This is a genomic window from Rhodococcus sp. ARP2 (assembly GCF_001029585.1).
GTDB lineage: Bacteria > Actinomycetota > Actinomycetes > Mycobacteriales > Mycobacteriaceae > Rhodococcus_F > Rhodococcus_F erythropolis.
In genome coordinates, this window is record NZ_LEKE01000044.1 from 140824 (window position 1) to 165296 (window position 24473).

The 24473-nt window shown below is 61.3% G+C and carries 23 protein-coding genes and 1 tRNA gene; 15 read left to right on the forward strand and 9 right to left on the reverse strand.

Annotated elements, in window-relative coordinates:
- Positions 1-128: 128 nt before the first annotated feature.
- Positions 129-716, forward strand: coding sequence for a putative glycolipid-binding domain-containing protein (locus ABX74_RS10335; RefSeq protein ID WP_019746484.1), 588 nt, complete (start codon positions 129-131; stop codon positions 714-716).
- 11 nt (positions 717-727) lie between these two features.
- On the opposite strand, the gene ABX74_RS10340 is transcribed toward ABX74_RS10335, so the two are convergent.
- Complete coding sequence (locus ABX74_RS10340; RefSeq protein WP_047888779.1) at positions 728-1702, reverse strand: prephenate dehydrogenase; 975 nt, start codon at positions 1700-1702, stop codon at positions 728-730.
- Between the two features lie 48 nt (positions 1703-1750).
- Between ABX74_RS10340 and ABX74_RS10345 the strand changes: the two genes are divergently transcribed.
- The 4 genes from ABX74_RS10345 to ABX74_RS10360 all read left to right on the forward strand — a co-directional run bounded on the left by ABX74_RS10345 (position 1751) and on the right by ABX74_RS10360 (position 3230).
- On the forward strand, positions 1751-2290 hold the full coding sequence (locus ABX74_RS10345) for a tRNA adenosine deaminase-associated protein (RefSeq protein ID WP_047888780.1): 540 nt from the start codon (positions 1751-1753) through the stop codon (positions 2288-2290).
- Positions 2291-2752, forward strand: coding sequence for a nucleoside deaminase (locus tag ABX74_RS10350; protein ID WP_047271540.1), 462 nt, complete (start codon positions 2291-2293; stop codon positions 2750-2752).
- A 139-nt stretch (positions 2753-2891) separates the two neighbouring features.
- The gene (locus tag ABX74_RS10355) at positions 2892-3083 is read left to right on the forward strand and encodes a CsbD family protein (protein ID WP_003943869.1); all 192 of its coding nucleotides are present in this window, start codon (positions 2892-2894) and stop codon (positions 3081-3083) included.
- A 56-nt stretch (positions 3084-3139) separates the two neighbouring features.
- Positions 3140-3230, forward strand: a tRNA-Ser gene (locus tag ABX74_RS10360).
- 226 nt (positions 3231-3456) lie between these two features.
- Here ABX74_RS10360 and ABX74_RS30370 read toward each other — a convergent pair.
- Positions 3457-3630, reverse strand: a complete 174-nt coding sequence (locus ABX74_RS30370) for a hypothetical protein (RefSeq protein WP_003943953.1) — start codon at positions 3628-3630, stop codon at positions 3457-3459.
- 243 nt (positions 3631-3873) lie between these two features.
- On the opposite strand from ABX74_RS30370, the gene ABX74_RS10370 reads away from it, so the two are divergent.
- The 3 genes from ABX74_RS10370 (at position 3874) to ABX74_RS10380 (ending at position 5370) form a co-directional block, all read left to right on the forward strand.
- Positions 3874-4557 carry a YceI family protein gene (locus ABX74_RS10370; protein ID WP_047888781.1) on the forward strand — a complete coding sequence of 228 codons (684 nt, stop codon included), beginning with the start codon at positions 3874-3876 and terminating at the stop codon, positions 4555-4557.
- Positions 4558-4680: 123 nt separating this feature from the next.
- Entirely contained in the window at positions 4681-5031 is a 351-nt protein-coding gene (locus ABX74_RS10375; RefSeq protein ID WP_029537421.1) for a YidH family protein, read from the forward strand.
- Entirely contained in the window at positions 5032-5370 is a 339-nt protein-coding gene (locus ABX74_RS10380; protein ID WP_041814532.1) for a DUF202 domain-containing protein, read from the forward strand. It begins immediately after the preceding gene.
- Here ABX74_RS10380 and ABX74_RS10385 read toward each other — a convergent pair.
- Positions 5336-6277 (reverse strand): sterol desaturase family protein, encoded by a 942-nt coding sequence (locus ABX74_RS10385; protein ID WP_020905867.1) that lies wholly within the window; start codon positions 6275-6277, stop codon positions 5336-5338. The two genes, ABX74_RS10380 and ABX74_RS10385, sit on opposite strands and share 35 nt — an antisense overlap.
- A gap of 128 nt (positions 6278-6405) precedes the next feature.
- On the opposite strand from ABX74_RS10385, the gene ABX74_RS10390 reads away from it, so the two are divergent.
- Complete coding sequence (locus tag ABX74_RS10390; protein ID WP_003943908.1) at positions 6406-6861, forward strand: RrF2 family transcriptional regulator; 456 nt, start codon at positions 6406-6408, stop codon at positions 6859-6861.
- 12 nt (positions 6862-6873) lie between these two features.
- On the opposite strand, the gene ABX74_RS10395 is transcribed toward ABX74_RS10390, so the two are convergent.
- Positions 6874-7983 carry a GGDEF domain-containing protein gene (locus ABX74_RS10395; protein ID WP_019746491.1) on the reverse strand — a complete coding sequence of 370 codons (1110 nt, stop codon included), beginning with the start codon at positions 7981-7983 and terminating at the stop codon, positions 6874-6876.
- 250 nt (positions 7984-8233) lie between these two features.
- On the opposite strand from ABX74_RS10395, the gene ABX74_RS10400 reads away from it, so the two are divergent.
- From ABX74_RS10400 to ABX74_RS10415, 4 genes are all read left to right on the forward strand, one after another.
- Positions 8234-8863 (forward strand): TetR/AcrR family transcriptional regulator, encoded by a 630-nt coding sequence (locus ABX74_RS10400; RefSeq protein WP_047888782.1) that lies wholly within the window; start codon positions 8234-8236, stop codon positions 8861-8863.
- A 71-nt stretch (positions 8864-8934) separates the two neighbouring features.
- Complete coding sequence (locus ABX74_RS10405; RefSeq protein ID WP_019746493.1) at positions 8935-11289, forward strand: MMPL family transporter; 2355 nt, start codon at positions 8935-8937, stop codon at positions 11287-11289.
- Between the two features lie 114 nt (positions 11290-11403).
- Positions 11404-13137 (forward strand): ABC transporter ATP-binding protein, encoded by a 1734-nt coding sequence (locus tag ABX74_RS10410; RefSeq protein WP_021332868.1) that lies wholly within the window; start codon positions 11404-11406, stop codon positions 13135-13137.
- On the forward strand, positions 13134-15065 hold the full coding sequence (locus tag ABX74_RS10415; RefSeq protein ID WP_047888783.1) for an ABC transporter ATP-binding protein: 1932 nt from the start codon (positions 13134-13136) through the stop codon (positions 15063-15065). Before ABX74_RS10410 ends, ABX74_RS10415 begins: the two co-directional genes overlap by 4 nt.
- A gap of 45 nt (positions 15066-15110) precedes the next feature.
- Here ABX74_RS10415 and ABX74_RS10420 read toward each other — a convergent pair whose 3' ends face one another.
- The 3 genes from ABX74_RS10420 to ABX74_RS10430 form a co-directional block, all read right to left on the reverse strand.
- Positions 15111-16283: a DUF1972 domain-containing protein gene (locus ABX74_RS10420; protein ID WP_047888784.1), complete on the reverse strand. Its 1173-nt coding sequence runs from the start codon at positions 16281-16283 to the stop codon at positions 15111-15113.
- Positions 16284-16513: 230 nt separating this feature from the next.
- Positions 16514-17272 carry a CDP-alcohol phosphatidyltransferase family protein gene (locus ABX74_RS10425; RefSeq protein WP_047888785.1) on the reverse strand — a complete coding sequence of 253 codons (759 nt, stop codon included), beginning with the start codon at positions 17270-17272 and terminating at the stop codon, positions 16514-16516.
- The gene (locus ABX74_RS10430) at positions 17269-18435 is read right to left on the reverse strand and encodes a glycosyltransferase family 4 protein (RefSeq protein WP_082148484.1); all 1167 of its coding nucleotides are present in this window, start codon (positions 18433-18435) and stop codon (positions 17269-17271) included. Before ABX74_RS10430 ends, ABX74_RS10425 begins: the two co-directional genes overlap by 4 nt.
- 149 nt (positions 18436-18584) lie before the next feature.
- On the opposite strand from ABX74_RS10430, the gene ABX74_RS10435 reads away from it, so the two are divergent.
- The gene (locus ABX74_RS10435) at positions 18585-19928 is read left to right on the forward strand and encodes a hypothetical protein (RefSeq protein ID WP_047888786.1); all 1344 of its coding nucleotides are present in this window, start codon (positions 18585-18587) and stop codon (positions 19926-19928) included.
- Here ABX74_RS10435 and ABX74_RS10440 read toward each other — a convergent pair.
- Positions 19910-20968, reverse strand: coding sequence for a glycosyltransferase (locus ABX74_RS10440; protein ID WP_047888787.1), 1059 nt, complete (start codon positions 20966-20968; stop codon positions 19910-19912). The genes ABX74_RS10435 and ABX74_RS10440 overlap by 19 nt on opposite strands.
- A 72-nt stretch (positions 20969-21040) precedes the next feature.
- On the opposite strand from ABX74_RS10440, the gene ABX74_RS10445 reads away from it, so the two are divergent.
- Positions 21041-22300, forward strand: coding sequence for an O-antigen ligase family protein (locus ABX74_RS10445; protein WP_144419568.1), 1260 nt, complete (start codon positions 21041-21043; stop codon positions 22298-22300).
- Here the strand turns inward: ABX74_RS10445 and ABX74_RS10450 are convergent.
- Positions 22289-24469 (reverse strand): oligosaccharide flippase family protein, encoded by a 2181-nt coding sequence (locus ABX74_RS10450; RefSeq protein ID WP_053062009.1) that lies wholly within the window; start codon positions 24467-24469, stop codon positions 22289-22291. The two genes, ABX74_RS10445 and ABX74_RS10450, sit on opposite strands and share 12 nt — an antisense overlap.
- Positions 24470-24473 lie beyond the last annotated feature (4 nt).

Sequence of the window (24473 nt, forward strand, 5' to 3'; positions counted from 1 at the left end):
GAAGAAGCGTTGTGAAACGGCTTACATCGAGATCTTCGGGGCCGATCGAAGTCCCTAAAAGGTCCCTGATCGAAGCAATAACCCGAACCAGCGGTGCTCCGCGCCCGTTCGTCCATTACCGTGGTCGGGTGAGCATCCAACCTTCCGGTGACGCGTCCTGGCCCGCGGTATTGACCTGGCAGGCCCACAACGCTCCTCGTATGGAGTCTGTTCGTGTGCAGCTGAACGGAAATCGCATCAAGGCTTCCGGCCGGATCATCGGTGGAGCCTGCAGTGAGCACCCGGCATTCAGTGCGTCATACGACCTGGTCACCGACGAGGCCGGCATCACCCGCCGGCTGTCGGTGCGGACCGCCCTGGCCGCCGGTGAGCGTCAGATGTCGATCAGCCGGGACGAAGAAGGCACCTGGATGGTCGAGAACGGCGCCAGTCACCAGCGCTCTGCGTTCGATGGCGCACTTGATGTCGACGTGATCCTCAGCCCGTTCTTCAACACGCTGCCCATCCGCCGCGTCGGCTTGCAGAACGACATCGAAGACGCCGAGGTCCCGGTCGTCTACGTCAACCTTCTCGACCTGCGCGTCGAGGGTGCGACCATCACCTACAGCAGCGGCACCGACGGAATCAGTGTGCTGTCCCCGGTGTCCAGCTCGACGCTGGCCGTCGATACCGAAGGCTTTGTCCTCGACTACCCGGGTCTGGCAACTCGAATCTAGGTTTCGTACCTCTAGGTTTCGGATCGCCGGATGACGCCGCCGCGTCGACCGGCGTCCCGCATCCGCTCGATCCAGTCGGGTTCGCCGACCTGAACGTCTTCGATGTCCCAACGCTCGTGCGACTCGTAAGCGCCGCGCGCAGCGAACCCCGAGTCGACCAATCGTGCCGTCGAGCCGTTGTCGAGCAGATCGGTACGTGCACCCTGCAAAAGGTCGAGCACTTCATCCAGTGCGACCAGCAGGGCGTCGCGGTTGCCCTCGCACATCGCCCGCACCAGGCCAGGAGCGCTCCCGGCTACGCGGGTGCCGTCGCGAAATGACCCGGCAGCCAGCCCAAGGGCCAGTTCGCCGCCGGCAGCTCCGGTGATCGCGAGTGTTTCCGCCAGTAGGTGGGGCAGGTGCGAGATACGTGCAACAGCTCGATCGTGCTCGAGAGATTCGGCCGGCACGACCACCGAGCCGCAGTCGAGTGCAAGGTCGGCGACCTGCGACCACACGTCTGCGTCGACGCCGTTGTCGGTGGCAACGACCCACACCGCGTCGACGAACAGATCGGCATCCCCGACCGCCCAACCCGAAGCTGACGTCCCCGCCATCGGATGACCGCCCACGAACTTGGCGCTCAAGCCCGCTCGTTCGACCGCGGCCTTCACTTCGCCCTTGACGCTGACGACGTCCGTGATCGGATTGTTCGGCGCATGCGCGGCGATTGCCTCCAAGGTGGCGTCGACGGCAGGCATCGGCACGGCGATCACAATGATCGCACCGCTCTCGTTCGCTCTCTGCAGTACTGAAACCAGATCGGTGTCGGCGTCGAAACCGTCGGCTCGGGCCGCGTCGGCGGACTCGCTGGAACGGTTGTAACCCCACGCCTGACGACCGGATCGGACGGCGGCGCGAAGTAGCGAACCGCCGATCAATCCGAGGCCGAGAACGCAGACTGGTGGGGCGGAATCGATCGCAGACACGAGTTCAGGTTGGCACATCGATGCTCGGACTTCACTCACTGGCACCAGGCGGGCTACCGTTGCGCCATGGGTGCACAGCGCGCGGGTAACAAGAGCGCCTCTTCGAACCAGTCGGAGGAGCTTGAAGGCTTCGGTGTCGCGGTGGTCCGTGAAGAGGGGCGTTGGACGGTCAAGGCATTGACGCCCGACGCGTTGACCTCGCTCTCGGCCGCCGAAACGCAGCTGCGTGAGCTGCGAAGTTCGGGTGCCGTCTTCGGTCTTCTCGACGTCGACGACGAGTTCTTCATCGTGTTGCGTCCGGCGCCGTCCGGCACGCAGTTGCTGATTTCCGACGCGACCGCCGCCATCGACTACGACATCGCAGCTGACGTCCTCGACGCCTTGCACATCGAGATCCCCGACATCGATCCGGACGACCTCGACGACGTCGAACCCTGGGAAGAGGGCGATCTGTCCGTGCTGGCCGATCTGGGCCTGCCGGAACCCGTGCTCGCCGTCATCGCGGCCGAGACCGATCTTTATCCGGACGAGCAGTTGGGGATGATCGCGCAGCGACTCGGGTTCGCATCCGAGTTCGGCGTAGCGCTCGACAAGCTCCCGCGCTAGATGACTCTCGCTGACGATCAGCGCATGATCCGTGCGGCCATCGTGGCCGCACGTTCCGCCTCCGACGCAGACGTCCCGGTCGGGGCAGTGGTGTTCGACGCAGACGGCGTCGAAGTTGCTCGGGCCTCCAATGCAAGGGAAGCGTCGTCCGATCCGACCGCGCACGCCGAAATCCTCGCGTTGCGTGCTGCCGCAAAAATCTACGGCGACGGCTGGCGCCTGGAAGGTGCGACGCTGGCCGTCACCCTTGAGCCATGCACGATGTGTGCGGGCGCTCTGGTCCTCGCCCGGGTTTCTCGGGTCGTTTTCGGGGCGTGGGAGCCGAAAACCGGAGCCGTCGGATCATTATGGGACGTAGTTCGAGATAAAAGATTGACCTATCGGCCGCAGGTGCGCGGCGGGGTCCTCGAGGACGAATGCGCTGGGCTTTTGGAAGATTTCTTCCGCGAGCAGCGGGCCTGAAATCGGTATTCCCCATCGAGAGTGATCGCACACTCGGGTAGCCGGAACCGGTAATCACGGGCATGGTGGAGATCAGATGCCGTCAGGGTATCGGCGAATCGCCGGAAGGTGATTCGTTCGCGTTCACAGAGGAGTACTCATGGGAATCGCAGACAAGGCTCAGAACAAGGCCGAAGACCTCGGGGGCAAGGCCAAGGAAGCTGCTGGCAGCGCTACCGGTGACCGGGACCTCGAAAACGAAGGTAAAGGCGACCAGGTGAAATCGGCCGTCAAGGACGCCGGCGAGAAGGTCAAGGACGCCGCATCCAGCATCAAGGACAAGCTCACGTAATACCGCTCCACCTGGCGATTTCGGCCACGGGCACTCCATCCGGTAAAGTCACCAACGGTGGCGTGTCCGAGCGGCCTAAGGAGCACGCCTCGAAAGCGTGTGACGGGTAACCCCCGTCCGAGGGTTCAAATCCCTCCGCCACCGCCAAAGCTCCCCACCTGTTCACACAGGTGGGGAGCTTTTTTGTGTGATAAACCTGGCGTGCGAGCGCTGCCGACCGTCAGGACGGACACGCTCCGACTGGACCATCGGACGACCGGCCAGTCCGCCATTCGGACGAGGGCAGCGATGGACTTTGGAGGAGATCGGAAGCCGCACTAAGTCTTATGGGGGAGGGGCCGTCCTCCGGTGGACATTCACAGGTTGACGAAGTTCAGGAGCGGCGAGCGATCCACTCTGCAGCGGCGGCATCGATGTCCTGCTTCAGCTTCTCGAAGAACGAGGGTGGCGGGGTGGGGATCAAATCTGCTGCGGTAGTGAGGGATCGACTGAGGGCGATCCGACGCTCGCGTAACTCGTCGTCGGTCAGGAGCGTCAGGTCCGCCATTGCGAGCTCCCCCGATCGGTGTGATTCGTGTTTCGGGCAGACCGTGCGCATCGGGATCGATGCATGATTCGATGCGCACGGCCCAGGCACTCCAGGCTGGGGGCCGGAATGCAAAACCACTTTACCAAATGATTACTAATGGCTGCGGGTGTGCCCGCTTTCGGTGTTCGTGGAGCGCTTTCACAGGGTTCTCCCAGGTCGTAAGTCCTGACAATCGTTGAAGCTGCAACTATCGTCGAACCCATGAAAAAGATCTGGTGGATCGGCGGAGCAGTAGTTGTGGTCGTACTCGCCCTGCTTGTGGGGCCGTGGGCGTACGGGAAATTCATCGCTGAAGACGATGCGCCGGCGGCCGTGGTATCTACTCAGGGTGCAGAAGCGGCGTCCGGATCGATCGACGGGCAGTGGACCGTCGTCGCCGGGCAGGGGGACAACCAGACGGCAGCGGGATACACCGTGCACGAGATTCTCAACGGATCGAGTGTGACCGTCGTCGGAACCACCGGCGAGGTGAGCGGAAACGCGGTTGTCGAGGGTGAAAAGCTCACGTCAGGCGAAGTGACGGTGCAGGTGGCAAGCATCAAGACCGACTCGGATCGGCGCGACGGCCAGTTCACGGGCAATGTGATGGATACCAGCACGTATCCGACGGCGACGTTCACGATCGACTCGCCGGTGGACTTGGGTGCTGTACCGACAGATGGCACAACTGCGACGGTCACGGTGTCTGGCACCTTGACTCTCAAAGGTCAGTCCAAGCCGGTGTCGGTCGACATGACCGTGCTGCATTCGGGTGATTCGCTGATTGCATCGGGCTCGATTCCAGTTACCTGGACCGATTTCGGAGTTGAACCCCCGTCCCTCGGTTTTGTCACCGTCGACGGCAGTGGCTCGGTGGACTTCCTCGTCTCACTCGCCGCGAGCTGAATTACGTCCACCCGATTCGCGCTGCTTCGGGGCGGGCAGGGAAGATTAAGGACATGACCTTTTTTTCTCGTTGTCCGTTCCGAAGGCAGTGCGCGATTTCTGCCCGGACGGAATGAACAGGTGATGCCCCGGTGGAGACCGTTCCGAACGGGCGAAGACCCCGATCCACGGTTCACTCTCGCCAATGAGCGGACGTATCTGGCCTGGATCCGCACGGCGACGGCCTTTGTCGCGTCGGGCGTCGGACTCGAAGCGTTCGGCGGCGACATTCTCAACCCGACGGTTCGTGCCGGCTTGGCCGCGTTGTTACTCGTCGGCGGCGCTCTGATCGCCATCACTTCTTTTGTTCACTGGATCAGCGCCGAGCGAGCACTGCGTGCTGAGCGCTCGTTGCCGGTACCGCTGATGGCGCCGGTGGTCGGCATCGTGCTGGTGATCTGCGCGACCGTCTTGGTGGTCGAGGTCGTGAACTGATTGACCGCGCTGGAACCGTCGGAAGGTGTCAAGCCTCCGGACAAGGGCTTGCAGTCCGAGCGCACATCGCTCTCGTTCGTACGGACGAGTCTGTCGATCCTCGGCTTGTCTGCCGCCTGTTTGAGATGGTTGCCGCCGTTCGGTTCGGTAGCACTGATCGGCCCGTCCCTCGCTGCCGTGCTTGTCGTCGCGGTGACGGTCTACGAACGTCGGTCGCGGCCCAGGCGGTTGGCCCAGTTCTCAGCCGAAAAGGCAACGCCTGCTTTGGGTATGGGTGCTGCTCTCGCGGTCGCCCTGCTCCTGCTCAGTGCGACGGGGCTGTGGATTCTGCTGACGTGACCTCGGCTTTCGGTGCCCAGCCGGGTGGGCCGAACACGTAGCCTGCGCGCTGGCGCCACGACTTCGACGCTTTCCAGTCGCGAGCGATGGCAGCGTATTCGCGTGTTTGGAGCTTCCAGATGTTGTACGTTCCGACCGGCGTCGTGAGTCCGTAGGTGGGCCGGTGGGTTTCGGCTGCGAATGTTCCGAACATCCGGTCCCAGATGATGAGGATTCCGGCGTAGTTGCGGTCGAGGTACTCGGCGTCGGAGCCGTGGTGGACGCGATGGTGTGACGGCGTGTTGAAGATGAATTCGATGGGCCGCCAAAGTTTTCCGACACGTTCGGTGTGGACGAAGAACTGGTAGACGAGGCTGACGGAGAAGCCGACGAACACCATCCACGGCGGAATCCCGAGGAACGGCAACGGCAACCACATGATGATCTCACCGCTGTTGTTCCACTTCTGCCGCAGTGCGGTGCTGAAGTTGAAGTACTCACTCGAATGGTGAGCCTGGTGTGTGGCCCAGATGACCCGAACTCGGTGCGCGATGCGGTGATACGCGTAATAGAGGACGTCGATTCCGAGCAGCAGGATCACCCAGGTGTACCAGGCCGTCGGCGAGAGGTGCCACGGAGCGAGGTACACCCATATTGCGGAATAGCCGATCAGCGCCAGCACTTTCCAGAAGGTGCTCGTTGCGATCGACACGAGTCCGAGCAGAACGCTGGTTCTGGCGTCGACGCTTCGGTAGCCGCCTTCCGCGGGTCGTGCGCGTCCGTCGGCGTCGTCGGGATGATCCTCGAGAGCGCGGGCCGCGAACCATTCGATTGCCAGGAAGATGACAAACGCGGGGATTGCGAGCGTGACTGGATCATGGAGCGGTTCGAGAAGTGACTTCCATGATTCGAGAAGGGTTTCCCACACGCGATTTGTCCTGTTCTCTAGCTTCGATCGTTACATCATGCATCAAAATGTAACGTCACGGAACCCTTTGCGGCGAAGAACTCGCAGGTTTGTTGCGACTATTCATAGAACGATGGTAGGAATTGCCGGTGCATATCACCGCGAAGGTGGACTACGCCGTGCGGACTCTGGTCGAGCTCGCGGCAGTTGGTCCTGACCCGGCCAAGGCCGAGTTTCTCGCCAAATCCCAGGTCATACCCCACAAGTTCCTGGAAGCGGTGCTCTCGGACCTGCGGCGCGGCGGCTTGGTCAACAGCCGTCGAGGCCCGGACGGGGGATACTGGCTCGCTCGGTCCGCGGACGAGATCACGATTGCAGACGTCATACGAGCCGTCGAAGGACCGCTTGCTTCGATTCGGGGTCAGCGACCGGAAGACGTCGACTACGGGGGGCCGGCGACGCCCCTCAAGGAGGTGTGGATTGCAGTGCGCGTCAACCTCCGTGCTGTGCTCGAAAATGTCACACTCACCGATGTTGCAGGTGGAGAGTTGCCCGAGTTCATTCACGAACTGACGGCAGATCCCGAGGCGTGGAATCGGCGCTGATACAGCCCGGTTTCAGTGTGCCCGTCGACGTGGAACAGTCATAGGAGCAGTGTTCGCAGTGTTGCCTCCCGCGGATTTTGCGTCGTACATCAGATGATCGGCCGCAACGATTGCTCGGGAGAACTCGTTGTAGTCGAACTCTTCCTGATGCGGGATGAAAGGTAGCGTCGCTGCTCCGACGCTGACCGTGGCCAAGGGGTCGTCGGAAGCGTTCACGACGGCTTTGGGCAGTGTCGCGATTCTTTTGCGAAGTCCGTACGGGGTGCCGATCATCACAACGGTGAACTCCTCGCCGCCGGTGCGCGCGGCGTAGCCGAAACCGTTCACATGCTCCTGCAGGCGCGTTCCGGTCCGGATGATGACGGCGTCACCGACTTCGTGACCGAAGGTGTCGTTCACAGCCTTGAACTTGTCGATGTCGACGACGGCAACAGCAATGTCGGCACGATTTGCCGACGCGACCGACCAGATGCGCTCCGACATGTCCCACAGCCCTCGCCGGTTCAGCAGTCCGGTGAGTGCATCCACCTTGGATCCCGTTGCGCGCGAGAGTAATTGCCGCCAGGTGAATTGAATGGTGGCCGGAATGAAGATCACGGCACACAGTACGACGTCGGTGCGTGCAATCACGCTGGTTGCCGAGTAGTCGCCGTTCGTCAGGCCGAGCACGGTCAGGGCGATGACAAACGTCGTGGCAAAGGCGAGGTGGAATGCCAGCCAGCGGCGGTCGAGAAAATAGGTGAAGTAGGCGCCGGTGGCGACAAAGAGTGCCGCGCCGAAAAGGGCGGCGTTATGGCTGGTGAAGGTGATGAGAATCGAGGCAGTTCCGAGATCCGCCCACAGACCGTAGAGCTTGAGCATGCGTGAACCTCTGATTCGGCCGACAAACCAGAGAATCGTGGGGATCAGGTTGACGGTCGCAATGCCGACGAGCCAACTGCGCGCAAACGGTCCGTCCGGTCCCTCTCCGCTGAGGAGAAACAGGAACGCCACGATCGAGAAATTGAGTGAGCAGAATCCGATGGTGAGACGGACGAGACGTAGTACGGAGCCTCGTCCGGACTTCGATCCCCACAGCATTACCGTGGACGAAACCGGCCAGGTATGCAGGAGCGGGTCCATCAGATTCCTTCGCCGAGCACATTGCGGTTAATTCACCGCAAAGTATGTCAGGCCATGTTGATTCACGCGTCAGCTTGGCAGTGGGCGTCACGCCGTGGAGCTGCTCACAACTCTCTCTGTCGTGCTGTTCAGGCATTTGCCGTGCGTGAGTGTGAGGTACGCCTCGAGTTTCCGCGTTGTGTGTTCGATCGCACAATATTGCAGAGCTCTGCAAAGTTGCAGAGCTCTGCAAGTTGGGTACCGTGTTGGAGTGATCATCGAACAAGGCCTTCGCGACCGCAAGAAGGCAGCAACCCGTGCCGCACTCAGTGGCGCGGCAGCACGGCTCGCTCGTGCGCTGGGGATCGAATGCGTCACCGCTGACGCGATCGCCTCCGAGGCCGGAGTGTCGACGAGGACGTTCCACAACTACTTCTCCAGCAAGGAGGAGGCAGTGCTCGCCAGTTTCGAGGAATCGGTGAACCTGTGGATCGAGGCGCTTGCGTCGCGGCCCGCGGACGAACCAATTCTCGACGTCCTCGAAGAACTTGTGGTCGAAATCGTGAACGACTCAGGTCCGAGTGGGAGTGAGAAGGCAAGTATCTGGCTGCTGTCGGATTCGAGTCCCGCGCTCTACCGGGATGCCGCAGACATGCATCAGCGGATCAACCGTGCAGTCGTTCAGGCATTGGCGGAACGCACCGGTACCGACGCCGAGAAGGACCTGTACCCGACGCTCCTCCTCGGAGCGGTGGGAGGAGCCGCTAAATCGGTGATCGACGTCTGGACTGGCGGAAAGTCGGAGGCTTCCAGTCCGGAAGAGTTGGTTCACGACGCTTTTCGGCAGATTCGTGCCGGATTGCCCGCGCCGACGCCCGTCCCTGAGGTGTCGCGTCCCTGAGATGTCCCGTCTCTGAGCCCCATACGTAATACCTGTCCACGTACACGCACCGAAACAGCAAGGAGCCCGTCGTGGCCACCTATCTTTATCGGATCGGCAAGTTCGCCTACCGGCGAAAAGGCGCGGTCCTCAGCGTTTGGCTGATAATCCTGGTCCTGATGGGCGTCGGGGCAGCCACTCTGTCCGGCCCCACCAAGGATTCGTTCTCCATTCCGGGAACCCCGGCACAGCAGGCGCAAGACCTGATGGCGGAGCGTTTTCCCGACGCGCCCAACCCGATGGATTCGCTGAGCGCGCGATACGTAGTGCAAGCTCCGGCGGGCACGACGCTGGCCGATCCGGCGAACGTCAAGGCCATGGACGACATGCTCGCGAGTATTCGTGGCATCGACAAGGTCGCCGACTCCGCCAAGGTGGACCCGGCGACTGCCACTCCGGAACAGGCCGCGAAGGCGTTGGTCAATCCGGTTACCGGCAACGACTCCATGGTTGCGATGTTCAAGGAAAAGGCTGCTGCGGCTGGAACTTCCGAGACGCAGGCCGTGGACGACGCGCGCGCGTTGTCGCCGCTCAGTGCCGACGGCACGGTCGGGTACGTCGAGGTTCCGTTCAGCGGTGACTTCGCCGATCTCGATCAGGCGTTGCGTGATTCGATCAACTCCGCAGCCGATGTCGGTCGGGCCGAGGGGCTCAACGTCCAGGTCAGTGGTTCTGCTGCTCAGGAAGCGGAGATGCCCGGTGGTGTCACCGAGCTGATCGGTATCGCCGTTGCCGCTGTCGTTCTGGCCATCACGTTCGGTTCGCTTGTGGCCGCGGGGCTTCCGCTCCTCACCGCGATCATCGGTATCGCTATCGGCAGCCTTGGAATCACGGTTGCCACCGGATTCATGGATCTCAGTTCGATGACTCCGACGCTGGCGATCATGATCGGTCTGGCCGTGGCGATCGACTACTCGCTGTTCATCATGTCCAGGTTCAGGCATGAGCTCACCCTCACCGACAACCGTGCCGAAGCAGCAGGTCGCGCCGTCGGAACCGCCGGTTCCGCAGTGGTATTCGCCGGTTTGACAGTCATCATCGCGCTCGTTGCCTTGCGTGTCGTCGGTATCCCGTTCCTCTCGGACATGGGTGCGGCAGCGGCCTTCACGGTGCTGATCGCGGTCCTGATCGCATTGACCTTGCTGCCCGCAATCCTGGGTATGTTCGGGCGCAAGGCTTTTGCCGGCAAGATTCCCTTCCTCAGCAAGCGTGCGGAGGAGTCCGAAAACGATGATTCAGGCAAGCCGAAGCTGGCTCTGCGCTTCATCACCGCCGTCGTTCGTCGTCCACTCGTGCCGCTGATCGGTGGAGTAGTTCTTCTGGGCGCATTGGCTCTGCCCGCAACGGGATTGAGCCTGGCATTGCCGTCGGAGGCCACCGGTGACCCGGCGACCAGTGCGCGTCAGGCGTACGACCTGATCGACGAGGGCTTCGGCGACGGCCGCAACGGACCGCTGATCGCCGTTGTCGACGCCAAGGATGCCAGCGTCCCCGCCGGGGAGGCCTTTGCGGAGGTCGTCTCGACCATCTCGAGCTTCGGTGACGTCCAGAACGCACAGGTCGTCGGAGTCAACGAGGCCGGCAACACCGCGCAGGTACTGATCACTCCGAAGAGCGGACCGACCGATCCGGCCACGATGGATCTGGTGGGCAGCCTCCGCGGAGCAGAAGCGGGACTCAATGATTCGATCGGCGTCAGCTACGGCATCACCGGTCAGACCGCACTCGAAGGCGACGTCTCGGACACGCTGAAGGATGCATTGGTGCCCTACCTTGCCGTAGTGGTCGGCCTTGCATTCATTCTGTTGCTCTTGGTGTTCCGTTCGATCCTGGTTCCGCTGACCGCGACGCTCGGCTTCCTGCTCAGCGTGCTCGCGACATTCGGTGCGACGGTGGCGATCTTCCAGCACGGTTGGTTGGGCATCATCTCGAACCCGCAACCGCTCGTGAGTTTCATGCCGATCTTCCTGATCGGCGTGGTGTTCGGGTTGGCGATGGACTACCAGGTGTTCCTCGTGACGCGTATGCGTGAGGAGTACGTCCACGGTGCGAGCGCGAAGGAGGCCGTGACAATCGGCTTCAACCACGGTGCCCGCGTGGTCAGTGCGGCCGCGGTCATCATGATCTCCGTGTTCGGTGCCTTCATCGCAGAACCGAACTCGTTCATCAAGTCGATCGGATTCGCGCTCGCCGCGGCGGTGTTCTTCGACGCCTTCATCGTGCGCATGGTGATCATCCCGTCCGTCATGGCACTGCTCGGCGACAAGGCGTGGTGGCTGCCGAAGTGGCTGGACAAGATTCTGCCGAACGTCGACATCGAGGGTGAGAAGCTCAGCAAGGCCCTCCGTGACGAGAAGGAAGCGGAACTGCAGTCCGCATCTGCTTGATCTCTGCTGTGCGCCTTTATTAACCCCCCGCGGTTAATAAAGGCGCACAGCTGTTTTTGCGTATCGAAATATCCAGCGGCACATGTCGGCCAGGATTGGTAACCTTCGCTCACTATGCTGATCAGGCTGCTGCGCACTTATCTGACGCCGTACCGGGGTGAACTCACGGGCGTTGTCGTCCTGCAGTTTATTTCGACTATGGCGGCCCTTTACCTTCCGAGTCTCAACGCCGACATCATCGACAACGGCGTGACCAAAGGCGACACCGGCTACATCCTCTCCACCGGCGGGATGATGCTGATGGTCACGCTGACGCAGATCCTGTGCTCGGTGGGTGCCGTCTTCTTCGGAGCGCGAGTCGCCATGGGTGTCGGGCGCGATCTCCGAGCGTCGGTGTTGCATCAGGTCGGGACGTTCTCGGCCAGGGAGGTCGGGCACTTCGGTGCGCCTTCGCTGATCACCCGCAACACCAACGACGTCCAGCAAGTGCAGATGATGGTCGTGATGAGTTGCACCATCCTCGTCATGGCGCCGATCATGTGTATCGGCGGCATCATCATGGCTCTGCGCCAGGACCTGAATCTTTCCTGGATCCTCGGGATCAGCGTCCCGCTCCTCGTAGTCTCGATGGGTTTCCTGATTGCCCGGATGGTCCCCGGATTCCGGGTCATGCAGGGCCGCCTCGACGCCGTCAACCGTGTTCTTCGCGAACAGATCACGGGCATCCGCGTCGTCCGAGCGTTTGTACGGGAACCGTACGAGGTAGAGCGTTTCGGCGACGCCAACCGCGAACTGACGGAGACTGCACTCGGCGTCGGCCGCCTCATGGCACTGATGTTCCCGCTCGTGATGCTGATCAGCAATGTCACCAGCGTCGCGGTCATCTGGTTCGGTGGCCATCAGATCAACGAGGGCTCGATGCAGATCGGCTCGCTCACCGCGATGCTCAGTTACATCATGCAGATCCTGATGGCAGTCATGATGGCCACCTTCATGGCGGTGATGCTGCCGCGTGCGTCGGTGTGCGCCGAACGTATCTCCGAGGTACTCGACACCGATTCCTCGGTGATTCCGCCCGAGAATCCTGTCCTGGAGTTGAAGGACCCGGGCGTCGTCGAACTTCGTGGAGCTCAGTTCCAGTTCCCCGGAGCCGAGGAGCCAGTGTTGCGCGACATCACCTTCCGCGCCGAACCCGGCAAGACGACGGCGATCATCGGCGGCACCGGATCGGGAAAGACCACTCTGCTCAACCTGATTCCACGTTTGATCGACTCCACCTCCGGATCGGTATCGGTGGGCGGCGTCGACGTCCGCGACATCGACACTGAGCTGCTCTGCTCGGTGATCGGTCTGGTCCCGCAGAAGCCGTATCTGTTCTCCGGCACTGTCGCCACCAATCTCCGCTACGGAAACCCCGAAGCTACCGACGAATGGCTGTGGGAGTGCCTCGAGATCGCCCAAGCTGCCGACTTCGTCCGCGCCATGCCAGAAGGCCTGGACACACCGGTGGCACAAGGCGGTACGACGGTATCGGGCGGTCAGCGTCAGAGACTCGCCATCGCCAGAGCGTTGGTGCGTAAGCCACAGATCTATCTGTTCGACGATTCCTTCTCGGCACTCGACCTCACTACTGATGCACGGCTGCGTGCGGCGCTCCGGCCGGTCACGCAAGACGCCTGCATAGTCGTTGTCGCGCAGCGTATCTCCACTATCGTCGAGGCCGATCAGATCATCGTGCTCGACGACGGCGCCATCGTGGGGATCGGCACGCACGACGAACTCGTGGTCAGTTGTCCCACCTACGGCGAAATCGTCGCCTCTCAGCTAGCCGTACAGGACGCATCATGAGTAATCGACCGACTTCCTCGCCTCCCATCGGCCCGCCCGGCGGCGGCGATCCCACCAAGAAGGCCATGAACTTCGGCCCTTCGCTCAAGCGTCTCCTCGGTCGCTTGAGCCCGGACAAGCCGATCGTCATCCTGATCTTCGCTTTGGTGACGGCAAGCGTCGTACTTTCCTCGATCGCGCCGAAGATCCTGGGAAACGCCACCAATCTGATCTTCGACGGCATCGTCAGTAAGCAACTCCAGCCGGGGACGACAAAGGAACAGGCTGTCGAAGGATTGCGCGCTTCGGGGCAGGGTCAACTCGCCGACATGGTGTCCGGCATGGCCGTTGTGCCCGGAACCGGAATCGATTTCGACGCGGTCGGCAAGGTCTTGATGATCGTGCTGCTGCTGTTCGTCTGCGCGTCGCTGTTCAGTTGGCTGCAGGCGTATCTGCTCAACATCGTTGTGCAACGGACCGTTCGCCGGCTGCGTGAGGACGTCGAACAGAAGATTCATCGACTTCCCTTGCGGTACTTCGATACCCATGCCCGCGGTGACGTACTCTCGCGCGTGACCAATGACATCGACAATGTCGCGCAGAGCTTGCAGCAGACGCTCAGCCAGTTGGTCATGTCGGTGATGACCGTCCTGGGCATTCTGGTGATGATGCTGTGGATCTCACCGTTGCTCGCCCTGATTGCAGTGGCAACTGTTCCGCTGTCGATCATGGTCACGGCGTTCATCACGAAACGTTCGCAGAAGCACTTCGTCGCGCAGTGGAAGAGCACCGGCGGAATCAATGCACAGGTCGAGGAAGCATTCAGCGGTCACGAGTTGGTCAAGGTGTTCGGCCGCCAGCACGAGGTCGAGGAGCGCTTCCGCAAGCAGAACGAGGATCTGTACGAGTCGAGCTTCAAGGCGCAGTTCATCTCCGGTCTGGTCATGCCGGCCGTGATGTTCCTCGGCAACCTCAATTACGTTGCCATCGCAGTGGTGGGTGGTATGCGCGTCGCATCCGGAACGATGACGCTCGGCGACGTGCAGGCGTTCATCCAGTACTCGCGTCAGTTCACCCAGCCGCTCACGCAGATCGCGTCGATGACAAATCTGCTGCAGTCCGGTGTCGCTTCGGCCGAGCGTGTTTTTGCGCTGCTCGACCAAGACGAGCAGTCGGAGGACCCGAAGGGCGCGAAGTCGCCCACGGTTGACAAGGGCCGCGTCAAGTTCGAGAACGTCACCTTCAGTTACAAGCCGGAACAGCCGCTGATCGAGGACTTGTCCCTGACCGCCGAGCCCGGCCAGATGGTTGCGATCGTCGGCCCCACCGGGGCAGGCAAGACCACCCTCGTCAACCTCATCCTGCGGTTCTACGAACTCAATTCGGGCCGAATCACTTTGGACGGTATCGATATCGCCGACATGACGCGAGACGATCTACGTTCACGCATCGGTATGGTTCTGCAGGACGCGTGGCTGTTCGGTGGAACCATCCGCGAGAACATCGCGTACGGCAAGCCCGGTGCCACCGACGAGGAGATTCGTCGCGCGGCCGAGATGAGTTACGTCGACAAGTTCGTGCACTCTCTGCCTGAGGGTTACGACACGGTCATCGACGAGGAAGGCAGCAACGTCAGTGCCGGCGAGAAGCAGCTCATCACCATCGCCCGCGCCTTCATCTCGCAGCCGTCTATTCTGATCCTCGACGAGGCGACCAGTTCGGTGGACACACGCACCGAACTACTGGTCCAGAGCGCCACCGCGGTTTTGCGCAGTGACCGCACCAGTTTTGTCATCGCGCACCGTCTTTCGACAATTCGTGATGCGAACCTGATCGTGGTGATGGAGGAAGGCCGGATCGTGGAGCAGGGGAGCCATGACGCCCTGCTCGAATCCCGCGGCGCGTACTTCCGTCTGTACAACAGCCAATTCGTGGGCGCGGAGATCTAGTTCCTCGTTCCAGTCCCTGAGATTGACCTTCAGGTGGAGAGAGACTTACCGAGTTTGTGGTACTCGGGCGGTGGAGCGAAGGGACTGTTGGGATCCGTGGGCCTGTTTGCGTAGCTTGCGGCTTCGGGTTCCAGCGCGCATCTCTTCGCAGAGCTGTTCGTAACCCTTGGTTACTTCGTCCCACCTGTATGTGGCAGCCGCATGTGCGCGTGCCCGGAGACCGCGTTCTGCGGCGGCGGTCGGATCGGATTCAGTTTCCTCGAGTGCTGCGCTGAGTTGGGTCAGTCCGTTGAAGAAGACTCCGTTGTCTCCCAGCACTTCACGGTTGAAGTTGACGTCCCAGGCGATGACATTCGCACCGGCCCCCATTGCTCGCAGTAGTGACGGATTGGTGCCGCCGACCGTGTGCCCGTGTAGGTAACTTGCAGCTCCCGCGTACAGCGTGTCGAGGAGGTCCTGATCCCAGACGCCGCCCAGTTGGCGTATGCGGGAATCCGACGCGGCGAGCTCGTTGACTCGTTTCTCGTGTTCACTTTCGTACGGAACGGAGCCGACAACGATCAAGGGCAACTGTGCGTCGCTTTGTAGATAACCCTCGATGATCCTGTCCACTTGATTCTCGGGCTCGAGGCGGGCAACGACCAGATGGTAGCCGTGCTCGGTCAGATCGAGCTCCGACAGACGACTCAGATCGGTGGAGTCACGGATTGGTGCTCCGTAAGGCAGGAACATGCTCGGGGTGTCATATCGCTCGCGATAATAGTCCGCAATTCCCTCGGCATCGGAGATCAATTCGTCAGCAAGCCAGACGGATACACGCTCATTTACCAGGTAGTACCGGCGGCCGACAGGGCCCCACTTTCCGCGCTTCCATTCCAACCCGTCGACGTGCACGGCTACCGGGATGCGAGCTGCGCGGATTGCGGGTAGCAGTGGTGCATTGGCAGCGTTGAAAACGATCGCCGCATCGCACCGGTGACGAAGGAGATGCCCGACTGATAGTGCTGTGTGGCTCAAGGTCTCCAGGATGGGGTGTTTCAAAGCGGGTAGCGGTACCCTTTCCATCCCGCGGTAGCTCGGTGATCTGTTTTTGCCGCGGCAGTAGACCACTACTTCGTGGCCACCTTCGACAAGTCGTGAGCCGATCTCCTCGACAGCCGTTTCGAATCCGCCGTAGCGTGCGGGCACTCCCCGTGTCCCGATCATTGCGATTCGCATGAGCGAACCCCCCCTTGTTTGTTTGTGCTCGGGAATTGTCGGATGCGGCGTCCGATGCACGTGTCATGTCGTGCGCTGAATAGTCCGAGGATCCCGAGATTTGGAAAAGGCTATCAAAAATCGAAACCTTATCCAAGTAACAGACAACCTTCAGCAAATATTTTAGTGCAGTTAAATAGTACTATTCACAAGAATTGAGACAAATGGTTATTCATAAGCGAATAGTCTGTCTAATCTCGAAAATTCCGAATCTCCCGGTACCACTTGGGCAGCGCGGCGCACAGAAACAGGGCCGTGCCGATCAGGAGTAAGGCGTACGAAATGGCGAAGATCGACTGCCAGGCGAAGAGAACGAAGATGCCGCACAGGACGCCGTAGTCGGTGGGGATGACCAGAATTGATCGGAGGGTGGCACTGGTGCTGGTATCTGCCGGTGCAGGTGCGCGATCCGGGTGTGCGCGTCGCAACTGGTCGGTCAGGATCTGGACAAAGAAAAAGACGGATGCCACCAGTGTGAAACCGATGGGAATCAACAACAATCTGACATCTGTGACGTCGTAGTGGCGATACCAACCGATCAACACCGCGAGATGCAGTGCGGTGGTCTTGATGCTGTCGACCACATGATCGAGCCACTCACCAGCAGGCGTGCCGCCCCCGCGCAGGCGTGCGAGTTGACCGTCTGCCGAATCGAATGCGTAACCGACCAGCAGTCCAATGGCGATGAGGATGCCGACCCACCAATGTGGCTGTGCCAGTGCGATAGCCGCGATAGTGGCGGCACTGAAACCGGCGCTGATGAACGTCACTTTGTTAGGTGTCAGGCCGACTTGGTACGCGGCTGCTGCGATGACGCGTCCGATCTTTCTGTTGACGAACCGGGAATATGCGGGCGACCCCTTGGCGGGTGGCTTCTGCGCTCCTGCCAGTCGTCGCACGGTATCGGTGAACGACTCCTCCGGTAGTGAACTATTTTGGTGGACGGTCATTTTCGATTGCTCCTGATTGTCGCAGTAAAGGCCTCGGCGATGTCGGCGCGGTACCGTTCCGGCGAGAATCTGGTCAAGGCTTCGGTGCGCGCACCGATTGCCTGCTCGCGCGTGCTGCCCCAACTCTCGATCGTCGATTGGATTGCGTCCGCCAACGCAACAGCGTTTCCTGGCTCGACAAGGCGACCATTTCTGCCGTCTTCGATGATCTCGGTGAGGCCCTGAACTGCAGAGGCCAACACAGGTCTTGCAAAAAGCTGGGCTTCGACCGCAACATTGCCGAACGGTTCGGCTCTCGACGGCACCAGGGCAATATCTGCGGAATCCATTGTTTCCCATACCTGTTCGACCACGCCGAGGTATCGGATGCGGTCGCTGACATCCGAGGCAGCAGCGATACGGCTGAGATCGTCTTCGAACCACTCGTAGCCGGCAAAGACGCCTCCGACCAGATCGAGTGTCACATCCACCCCGCGTCGAACGAGGATTGCGAGTGCTTCGACCGCAACGTCTGTGCCCTTGCGTGGGGCGATGCGCCCGACCAAAACGAGTCGAATCGGCCCGGTCAGGCTCAGCCTGGGGGCAGTCGGCTCGGTACTCGGGCCGGCGACGCCGTTGTAGATCACGCGAATCCGGCGCCCCAGCGTCGGGATGTCACTCAGGATCAGTTCACGGCAGGCATTGCTGTTCGCGATGACCCGCTGCGACAACAACAGTTGGGCGCTCAGCCCCATTCGGATCGGCTTGGATGCAGTGTCTTCAGCTTCGTGCACATGGAAGATCACTGGGTAGCCGAGGAGCTTCGCGACCACGGCCAGCCAGGGGATGGTCACAGTGCTGACGTACACGACGTCGGGCGAGAAGCGTCGCAGCGTCCGCACGATGGACGGCGTCGAGCGGGCTGCCTCCACAGCAAGCGAGAGCAGGCCGGTCGGCGACATCTTCGACTTGCGCAGAACTGGTATCGGCATGATCACGGCGTCGGCGCCGGCTTCCTCCACACGTGCTGCCAACGGTCCAGGGGACCCCAGCATCACGGTCACGTCCCAGCCCGTAGTTGTCAGGGCAGTTACCGATTCCAGCACTATTCGGTCCGAGCCGTACAGTTCGGCACCCGGATGAGCTACGAGCGCGCGGTGGGCTGGCGCCCCGATGTAAGCCAAGTATTCCCCCCGGAATGTCCAACTCAGAGTCGACCGTCGGTGCCATCTGCCGCGAAAGCGGATGTAACCATATAGTTGCGGAAAGGCTAGTCTTCATCGTGAGGCAATGTCCACTTGGTCTCCGAAACTCGGAAGAAAGAGAAGAATGAGTGGAAAGCGTATGGAATCTCGCTCGTGCGAGATGGCTGCTGCTGATTGCGGGTGTATTGCTCGGGGCGATCGGTGGTGCGGTCTACTCGGGAACGATCACGGTTGATCACCGCTCGACTGCAGTCGTCTATTTTGCTGTCGACCGTGCCAAGACGGCGAGCGACTACACGGCGGGAAGCTCGTTCGCGCAGAGCGTCATGCCTTCGTTCGCTCAGATCGTGAAGTCACCGATCGTTCTCGATCCGGTGATCGAGGAACTTGACCTCCAGACAACGGCCCGGAACCTTGCCGGCCGGATCCAGGTGGACGTGCCGTCGAATACCACGGTGATGAACGTGACAGTCACAGACACGTCCAGTCTGCGCGCGGCGATGACGGCCAATGCGGTGATCCGACGCCTTGACGAAGCGGTCCGCACACTCTCGCCCCGCGGTGAAGAGGACAACCCCGCAATGAGAATGTCGTCGGTATCTCCCGCGGTTGCCTCAGAGAAGCAGTCGACCGTAAATCGGGCGATATTCGAATTGCTCGGCGCGCTGGGCGGTTTGCTTGTGGCAGTGGCGATCGTGGGAATCTGGGAATCGGTGACCAGACCTGTTCGGTCGGTGTCCGACGTTGAAAACGTGTCGTCGACTCCGGTACTTGCAGCCATCACATTCGACGGTAAACGGTCGGTGGCACCCGTCGACCCTCGTGGATCGGAGAGTGCTGCCGGGACCTTGGTGCTGCACACCAACATCGCAGCGGCGTGTGGGAAACGAGGGGGCGTGAAGTCAGTCGCCGTAGTTCCGGTGACTGCGAGCGACGACGCGCGGGCAGTCGCCGTCGACCTCGCGTTGGTCATGGCTCGGGCACGGGATCGAATTCTGTTGGTCGACGGCGATTTACGATCGGCCTCCGTAGCGGGCATGCTCGGCGCCGAATCGGCTCCTGGCCTCGCGGAGATCCTGGTGGGGTCAGCAGACTTCGGTCAGACGCTCCAGGTGAGGTCCGGGTTGGATTTTGTCGCCGCAGGCAGAGCTGAGGGAAATGCCGCGGAGTTGTTGGTGAGTACGCGACTGAAACCCTTTCTCAAGGTCGAGTCGATGCGCTACAAGATGCTCCTTGCGGTTGGTGGTGCAGCAATACCCGTAGCGGACGGTGCAACATTGGCCGCCGCTGCCGAGGTCACGGTTTTGGTGGCGCGGCGTGGGCAGACCACGCGTCGTGACCTCGCTGCGGCGGTCGACAGGCTGTCATCGGCGGGAGGAATTCTCGCCGGCGTTGTTCTTGTACAACGGCGCTCGGGACTTGCGCGAGTTCTGATGCGGAGTAGGAAACGACTTCAGGACGGTAGACGTTGATCGCCGTACGGCGGATGAGTTCTTCGGCCGGCGTCTCGGTAGGCGCGGATATGCGCGCGGCCGAGTTGCGGCCATTTCCTGGCGGACAGGTCAGGGGATTCGGCAGGCGACGGGGCGGCGAGCGCGGTATCAAGTGTCGCCGTGGTGAGGGGGCCCTGATAGAGGTGGATCCAGCCGGGCCCGACCTCGTCGGCCAGTGCCCGGGTTATTTCGGTATCCGGAACGAGCACGGGGCGTTCGAGTGAAAGCGCGAGCAGCAGTGCGCCCGAGTTGTGCATGTTTTGATACGGGAGGACAACCAATTGCGCTGCTGTGATTTCCAGCGCCAAGGTGCTGTCCTCGACATAGTCGAGGGCAGCAGTGATTCGGCTGCTTTTGCGCGCCGCAGATTCTACGACGGCACGGAGTTCGTCGGTGCTCGGCTTGCCGACGATACGCAGCCTTGCGCCGGTAGTGGTGACGTGGGCGAAGGACTCGAGCAGCGACTCGGTTCCTTTGTATGGTCGGATCAATCCGAACGAAATGACCCGGCCGGCAATGGGTTCAGATTTCAGGTATCCCGCAAACCAGTCGGCGTAGTCGCCGTGAGGAATGAGTACCCGTTCGGTTCCTGTTGGTACAGTGGACAATTCGTTGAGCACGATCCAGGTTCGGGTCTGTCGATCGCACCACCGCAAGAGCGCGGTCTCCGTGCGGCTACCGGTTTCGTGTGCACGAACATTGTGTGCCGTACGGACGATAGGTGTACCGGTGAGCCGCAGGCGCAGCATCAACAGGATGAATCGGACTTGGGCGGCCGCCCGCGCGAGGGCGCCGTCACGGCGGATCATTACTTCGGGCCAATGGATGTGCAAGATGTCGTAACTGCCGAAAAGAGCTGTTTGCCAACTGAAATACCGGACACTTGCGCCGCAAGTTCGAATCGAGTCGGCCAGTTGTACGACGTATGGGTTGGTCGTCTTGAATGGCCCGCGAGTGGACAGCAAGACTCTCAACGCGTCTTCGCCGGACTGGCCGTCGTTGCCGATTCGAGGTGTCATGCGACCGTATCCTAAACCTAGTGAATCCCTGGGTGCACTGGTGGTTCGCTGCAAACAAATTCGGGAGTGCTCGTGACCTCCAGGCATTTTCGGCCGGACGTCACGGTCACGCTGATCGTTCTCGTGTGGGCGATGTACACGATGCCACGGCTGGTGCAGTCGCTGATAGGGGTGAAACGGCGGGCGACGGTGGGTGACGCGTTGCCGATGAACCCGTTGGCAGTCAAGCTGGAAGTGCTGCTACTGCTGCTCGTATTTGCACTGTGTGCGTACGTCATTCTCCGTGGCACAGCGGCGTTGCCTACCGATAGGCGCATGCCGTTGGTCCTAATGCTTGCCCCATGGGTGTACGTGGTGGTCAGAGATCTGTACATCGATCATGTCCCGACGCGCGGCGGAATGCTCTATCCGGTACTGGTGGTCGCGATCTGGATCCTGCGGCCACAATTGAGGAAGCTCGCCGTGCTCGGGTACCTCGTTGTCCTGACGGCAGTGATGTGCATTGCGTTGGGGGTCTTCCTGCCGGAAAGTGGAATTTTCATTTCGAGTGCAGGTACCGCAGTGGCACCGACGAAGGAGATTTTGCCGCTCGGTATTTTGATCGGAATTTTCACCGACGGTAACAATCTCGGGCAGTACCTGGTTCTCGGTCTGCCGTCAGTGATGCTGATTCCACGTCGCGTGGTGCGTGCGGCGGGCGTCGCCGTAGTCCTGTTTGCGATCGTGTGGACGTCCTCGCGATCGTCGTTGGCCGCGGCTGCCCTCGCATGCGGCATGTGGGTGCTGATGACGGTCACACCGTCTGTGCTGCGCAGACCAATGTCCTGGGGGCTGGTGGGAGCGACCGGGGCGGTGATGATTTGGTGGCCGCTGTCCACTCCGGCAGACGATGCGTTGACCAACCGCGGTGCAATCTGGCGTCACAGTCTCGATGCCTGGGGGAACACGCCCTGGTTCGGTTCCGGATCGAATTGGTATTCAGTTCTGCCGCAACACGTCGGGAGCCTCGGCGGCTTTGCGTTCCACGGGCACAACCAGTTCGTACACACACTCGCAACGGGCGGATTGATCTTCCTGTTCCTCGTGGCGGCGATGTTCGTGACGATCGCATGGGCGGCATCGCAATGGAGTGCGCGTGGCATTTTCCAACCGGCAACGCTGTTGGTGGCTCTATTCGCTTCATCCACATTGGAAGTTTCGTTCGGGTTCGTCGACCGAGCATTTCTTCTTGCTGTGACCGTACTTCCGTTGATGTTCGCCGTGTTTGCCCCTCTCCCCGAGCATGGTTCGCGGCGTGGGCACACGAAGCCGCGGGTGGAGTCAACCGCCTAGTTGTGCACGCCGCCGGTCAGTGCCGGTGTGTCGGCGACTCAATTGCCAATCCCACGAGACGGCGGCGATCACCGCGAGCATCAGCCCGGTCGCGGCGCCGGTCAGCAGGATCAAGCCGCGGCGCGGCGTAGACGCGAATTCAGGTACGGGTGCCCGCGTGACGGTGAGCCCCAGCATGTCCGGCTGTTCTATTTGAATCATCCGCCCGGTGAGATCGGCCAGCTGCTCGGCGACGGCGTCGGCGATCTGTGCCGAGCCGTCGGCCGTGTTTGCCCGGACTGTGAATTGCATGGTGACGGTATCGGTCGGGATGGTGACTTCGATGTCGCGGGCCAGGGATTCGGCGGAGGTGTCGAGCCCTAGGCGCCCGATCACCGGTTCGAGGACGGCGGTGGACGTGGCGAGTGCGGCAAAGGAACGGGTGAGCGACAGCGCTTGGGGATAGCGATCACTTATCTGGCGCGGAGTGCCGACGACGCCGAGTTGCAGGGCTGCCTCAGATCTGGCGATGTAGGTGTGTGGCGTCAAGGCTATCGTGGAAAAGGCGACAGCCAGTGTCATCACCAATACCGTCATGAAAATGCGCCATCGGTTCTTGACGATAGTCAGGTAGTTCCACAGCGTCATAGTGCTCGCCGAATCTGTGGACACGAGCCTGCGGTCGTCTCGTCCGCCAGAGCCGAGCGGTGAATTTCGGTCGACAGGTTCCTTCGGAGGACGAGGAGGACGGCCAACGGCTCTTCTCGCGAAGTCGAGCATGGTGGTCAAATCGCTTCGGACAGTGGGAAAGAGCGTTGCGGAGAGGGTAGCTCCGACCAGGGCGGAGAATATGCCGGCTGCCAAGGACGCGGATGGTGCGACAAACAGGTGAGATCCGACAAATGCGAGCAGTCCGGCCGGTGCGCCGAACAGGAGGATCGCGCGCAAGGAGTTCCGCAGCAACATCATGCTGTCGACACCGGCCACGCGGTGCACGTGCCACAGGGTGACCAGCCAGTCCACGAGAAAGCCGATCGACGATGCTGCCGCGACTCCGACGGCGCCCCACGGGAGACCGGCAAGCGTGATCACGATGACCGCAGGTCGGAGAAACAGATACAGGCGCAACTGCGCGCCGGTCAGTCCATGAGACAGATAGACCCAGTAACAGATTTGGGCGACCGAGCGGAATACGCCACCGATTGCAAGGAGCGCGAAGATCGGGGCAACGGCAGGCCACTGTTCACCGAAGGCGACGGTGATCAGCGGCTCTGCGACGCCGGCGCTGACCGCGAGAACCGAAGCGGTGAAGTACCCGCCGATCAATTGTGCTCTGGCCAGGTACCGCCCGTAGATCACCGGGTTGTCCTGAACTTTGGACAGGATGGGGAGTGCGACGTTGGTGAGTGGGGCGTTGATCTGGTTGAGCGGAGTCATCAGCAGTTGGTATGCGCGGTTGTACAACCCGAGCGTAGTTGGCCCGTACATCGCGCCGATGGCAATGCTGTCGATGTTCTTGGTGGCATACCCGAGCAGTTGGGTGCCGAGTAGCCCGCCACCGAAACGGAAGAACCGTTTGATCGATACGCCTCGGCGTGGAAGCCCCGGGCGCCACCGACAGATCACGGCACTGAGAAACAGCGTGGCAACAGCAACCATGATCAACTGCGCGACAATCGCCCAGTATCCGGCGCCCGAAAGCGCAAGCACCACTGCTGTGCCGACTCCGATGGCATTTGCCAGAACATCAGTGGTGGACAGTGCTGTGAAGCGCAGACTGCGCATGAGTTCAGCGCGGAACTGGGTGGCCGCGCCGCTGACGATGAATACGCCGGCAACGGCAAAGACGATAGGTAGGAGCTCGGGCTTGTCGTAGATCCATACGATCAGTGGCGCCGCGGCCGAGACGACCACGCAACAGACGAACCCGATGCCGGTATTAGCCCAGAACAGGTTGGTCCGTTCAGCGTCGCTCAACTGCTTGGCCTGCACGGCGGCGAGTGAGAGGCCGAAGTCGCGGATCAGATCTGCAGCGCCCGTAATGGCGACGACCATCGCGACGATACCGAAGTCTTCCGGCGTCAGCAGCCGGGCCAACAGGATCAACGACGCGGTCTGAACGATGAATTTCACCGCCTGGAACGCAAGCGTGACGCCGCCGCCCCTTGCGGCCTTGTCCGCGAGGTTCATTGGT

Coding starts and splice junctions, on each gene's coding strand:
- ABX74_RS10410 (WP_021332868.1), top strand. CDS start 11,404: ATGCTGATCAGGCTGCTGCGCACTTATCTGACGCCGTACCGGGGTGAA.
- ABX74_RS10345 (WP_047888780.1), top strand. CDS start 1,751: ATGGGTGCACAGCGCGCGGGTAACAAGAGCGCCTCTTCGAACCAGTCG.
- ABX74_RS10395 (WP_019746491.1), bottom strand. CDS start 7,983: ATGGACCCGCTCCTGCATACCTGGCCGGTTTCGTCCACGGTAATGCTG.
- ABX74_RS10440 (WP_047888787.1), bottom strand. CDS start 20,968: ATGACACCTCGAATCGGCAACGACGGCCAGTCCGGCGAAGACGCGTTG.
- ABX74_RS10425 (WP_047888785.1), bottom strand. CDS start 17,272: ATGACCGTCCACCAAAATAGTTCACTACCGGAGGAGTCGTTCACCGAT.
- ABX74_RS10350 (WP_047271540.1), top strand. CDS start 2,291: ATGACTCTCGCTGACGATCAGCGCATGATCCGTGCGGCCATCGTGGCC.
- ABX74_RS10420 (WP_047888784.1), bottom strand. CDS start 16,283: ATGCGAATCGCAATGATCGGGACACGGGGAGTGCCCGCACGCTACGGC.
- ABX74_RS10370 (WP_047888781.1), top strand. CDS start 3,874: ATGAAAAAGATCTGGTGGATCGGCGGAGCAGTAGTTGTGGTCGTACTC.
- ABX74_RS10355 (WP_003943869.1), top strand. CDS start 2,892: ATGGGAATCGCAGACAAGGCTCAGAACAAGGCCGAAGACCTCGGGGGC.
- ABX74_RS10375 (WP_029537421.1), top strand. CDS start 4,681: ATGCCCCGGTGGAGACCGTTCCGAACGGGCGAAGACCCCGATCCACGG.
- ABX74_RS10415 (WP_047888783.1), top strand. CDS start 13,134: ATGAGTAATCGACCGACTTCCTCGCCTCCCATCGGCCCGCCCGGCGGC.
- ABX74_RS30370 (WP_003943953.1), bottom strand. CDS start 3,630: ATGGCGGACCTGACGCTCCTGACCGACGACGAGTTACGCGAGCGTCGG.
- ABX74_RS10450 (WP_053062009.1), bottom strand. CDS start 24,469: ATGAACCTCGCGGACAAGGCCGCAAGGGGCGGCGGCGTCACGCTTGCG.
- ABX74_RS10340 (WP_047888779.1), bottom strand. CDS start 1,702: ATGTGCCAACCTGAACTCGTGTCTGCGATCGATTCCGCCCCACCAGTC.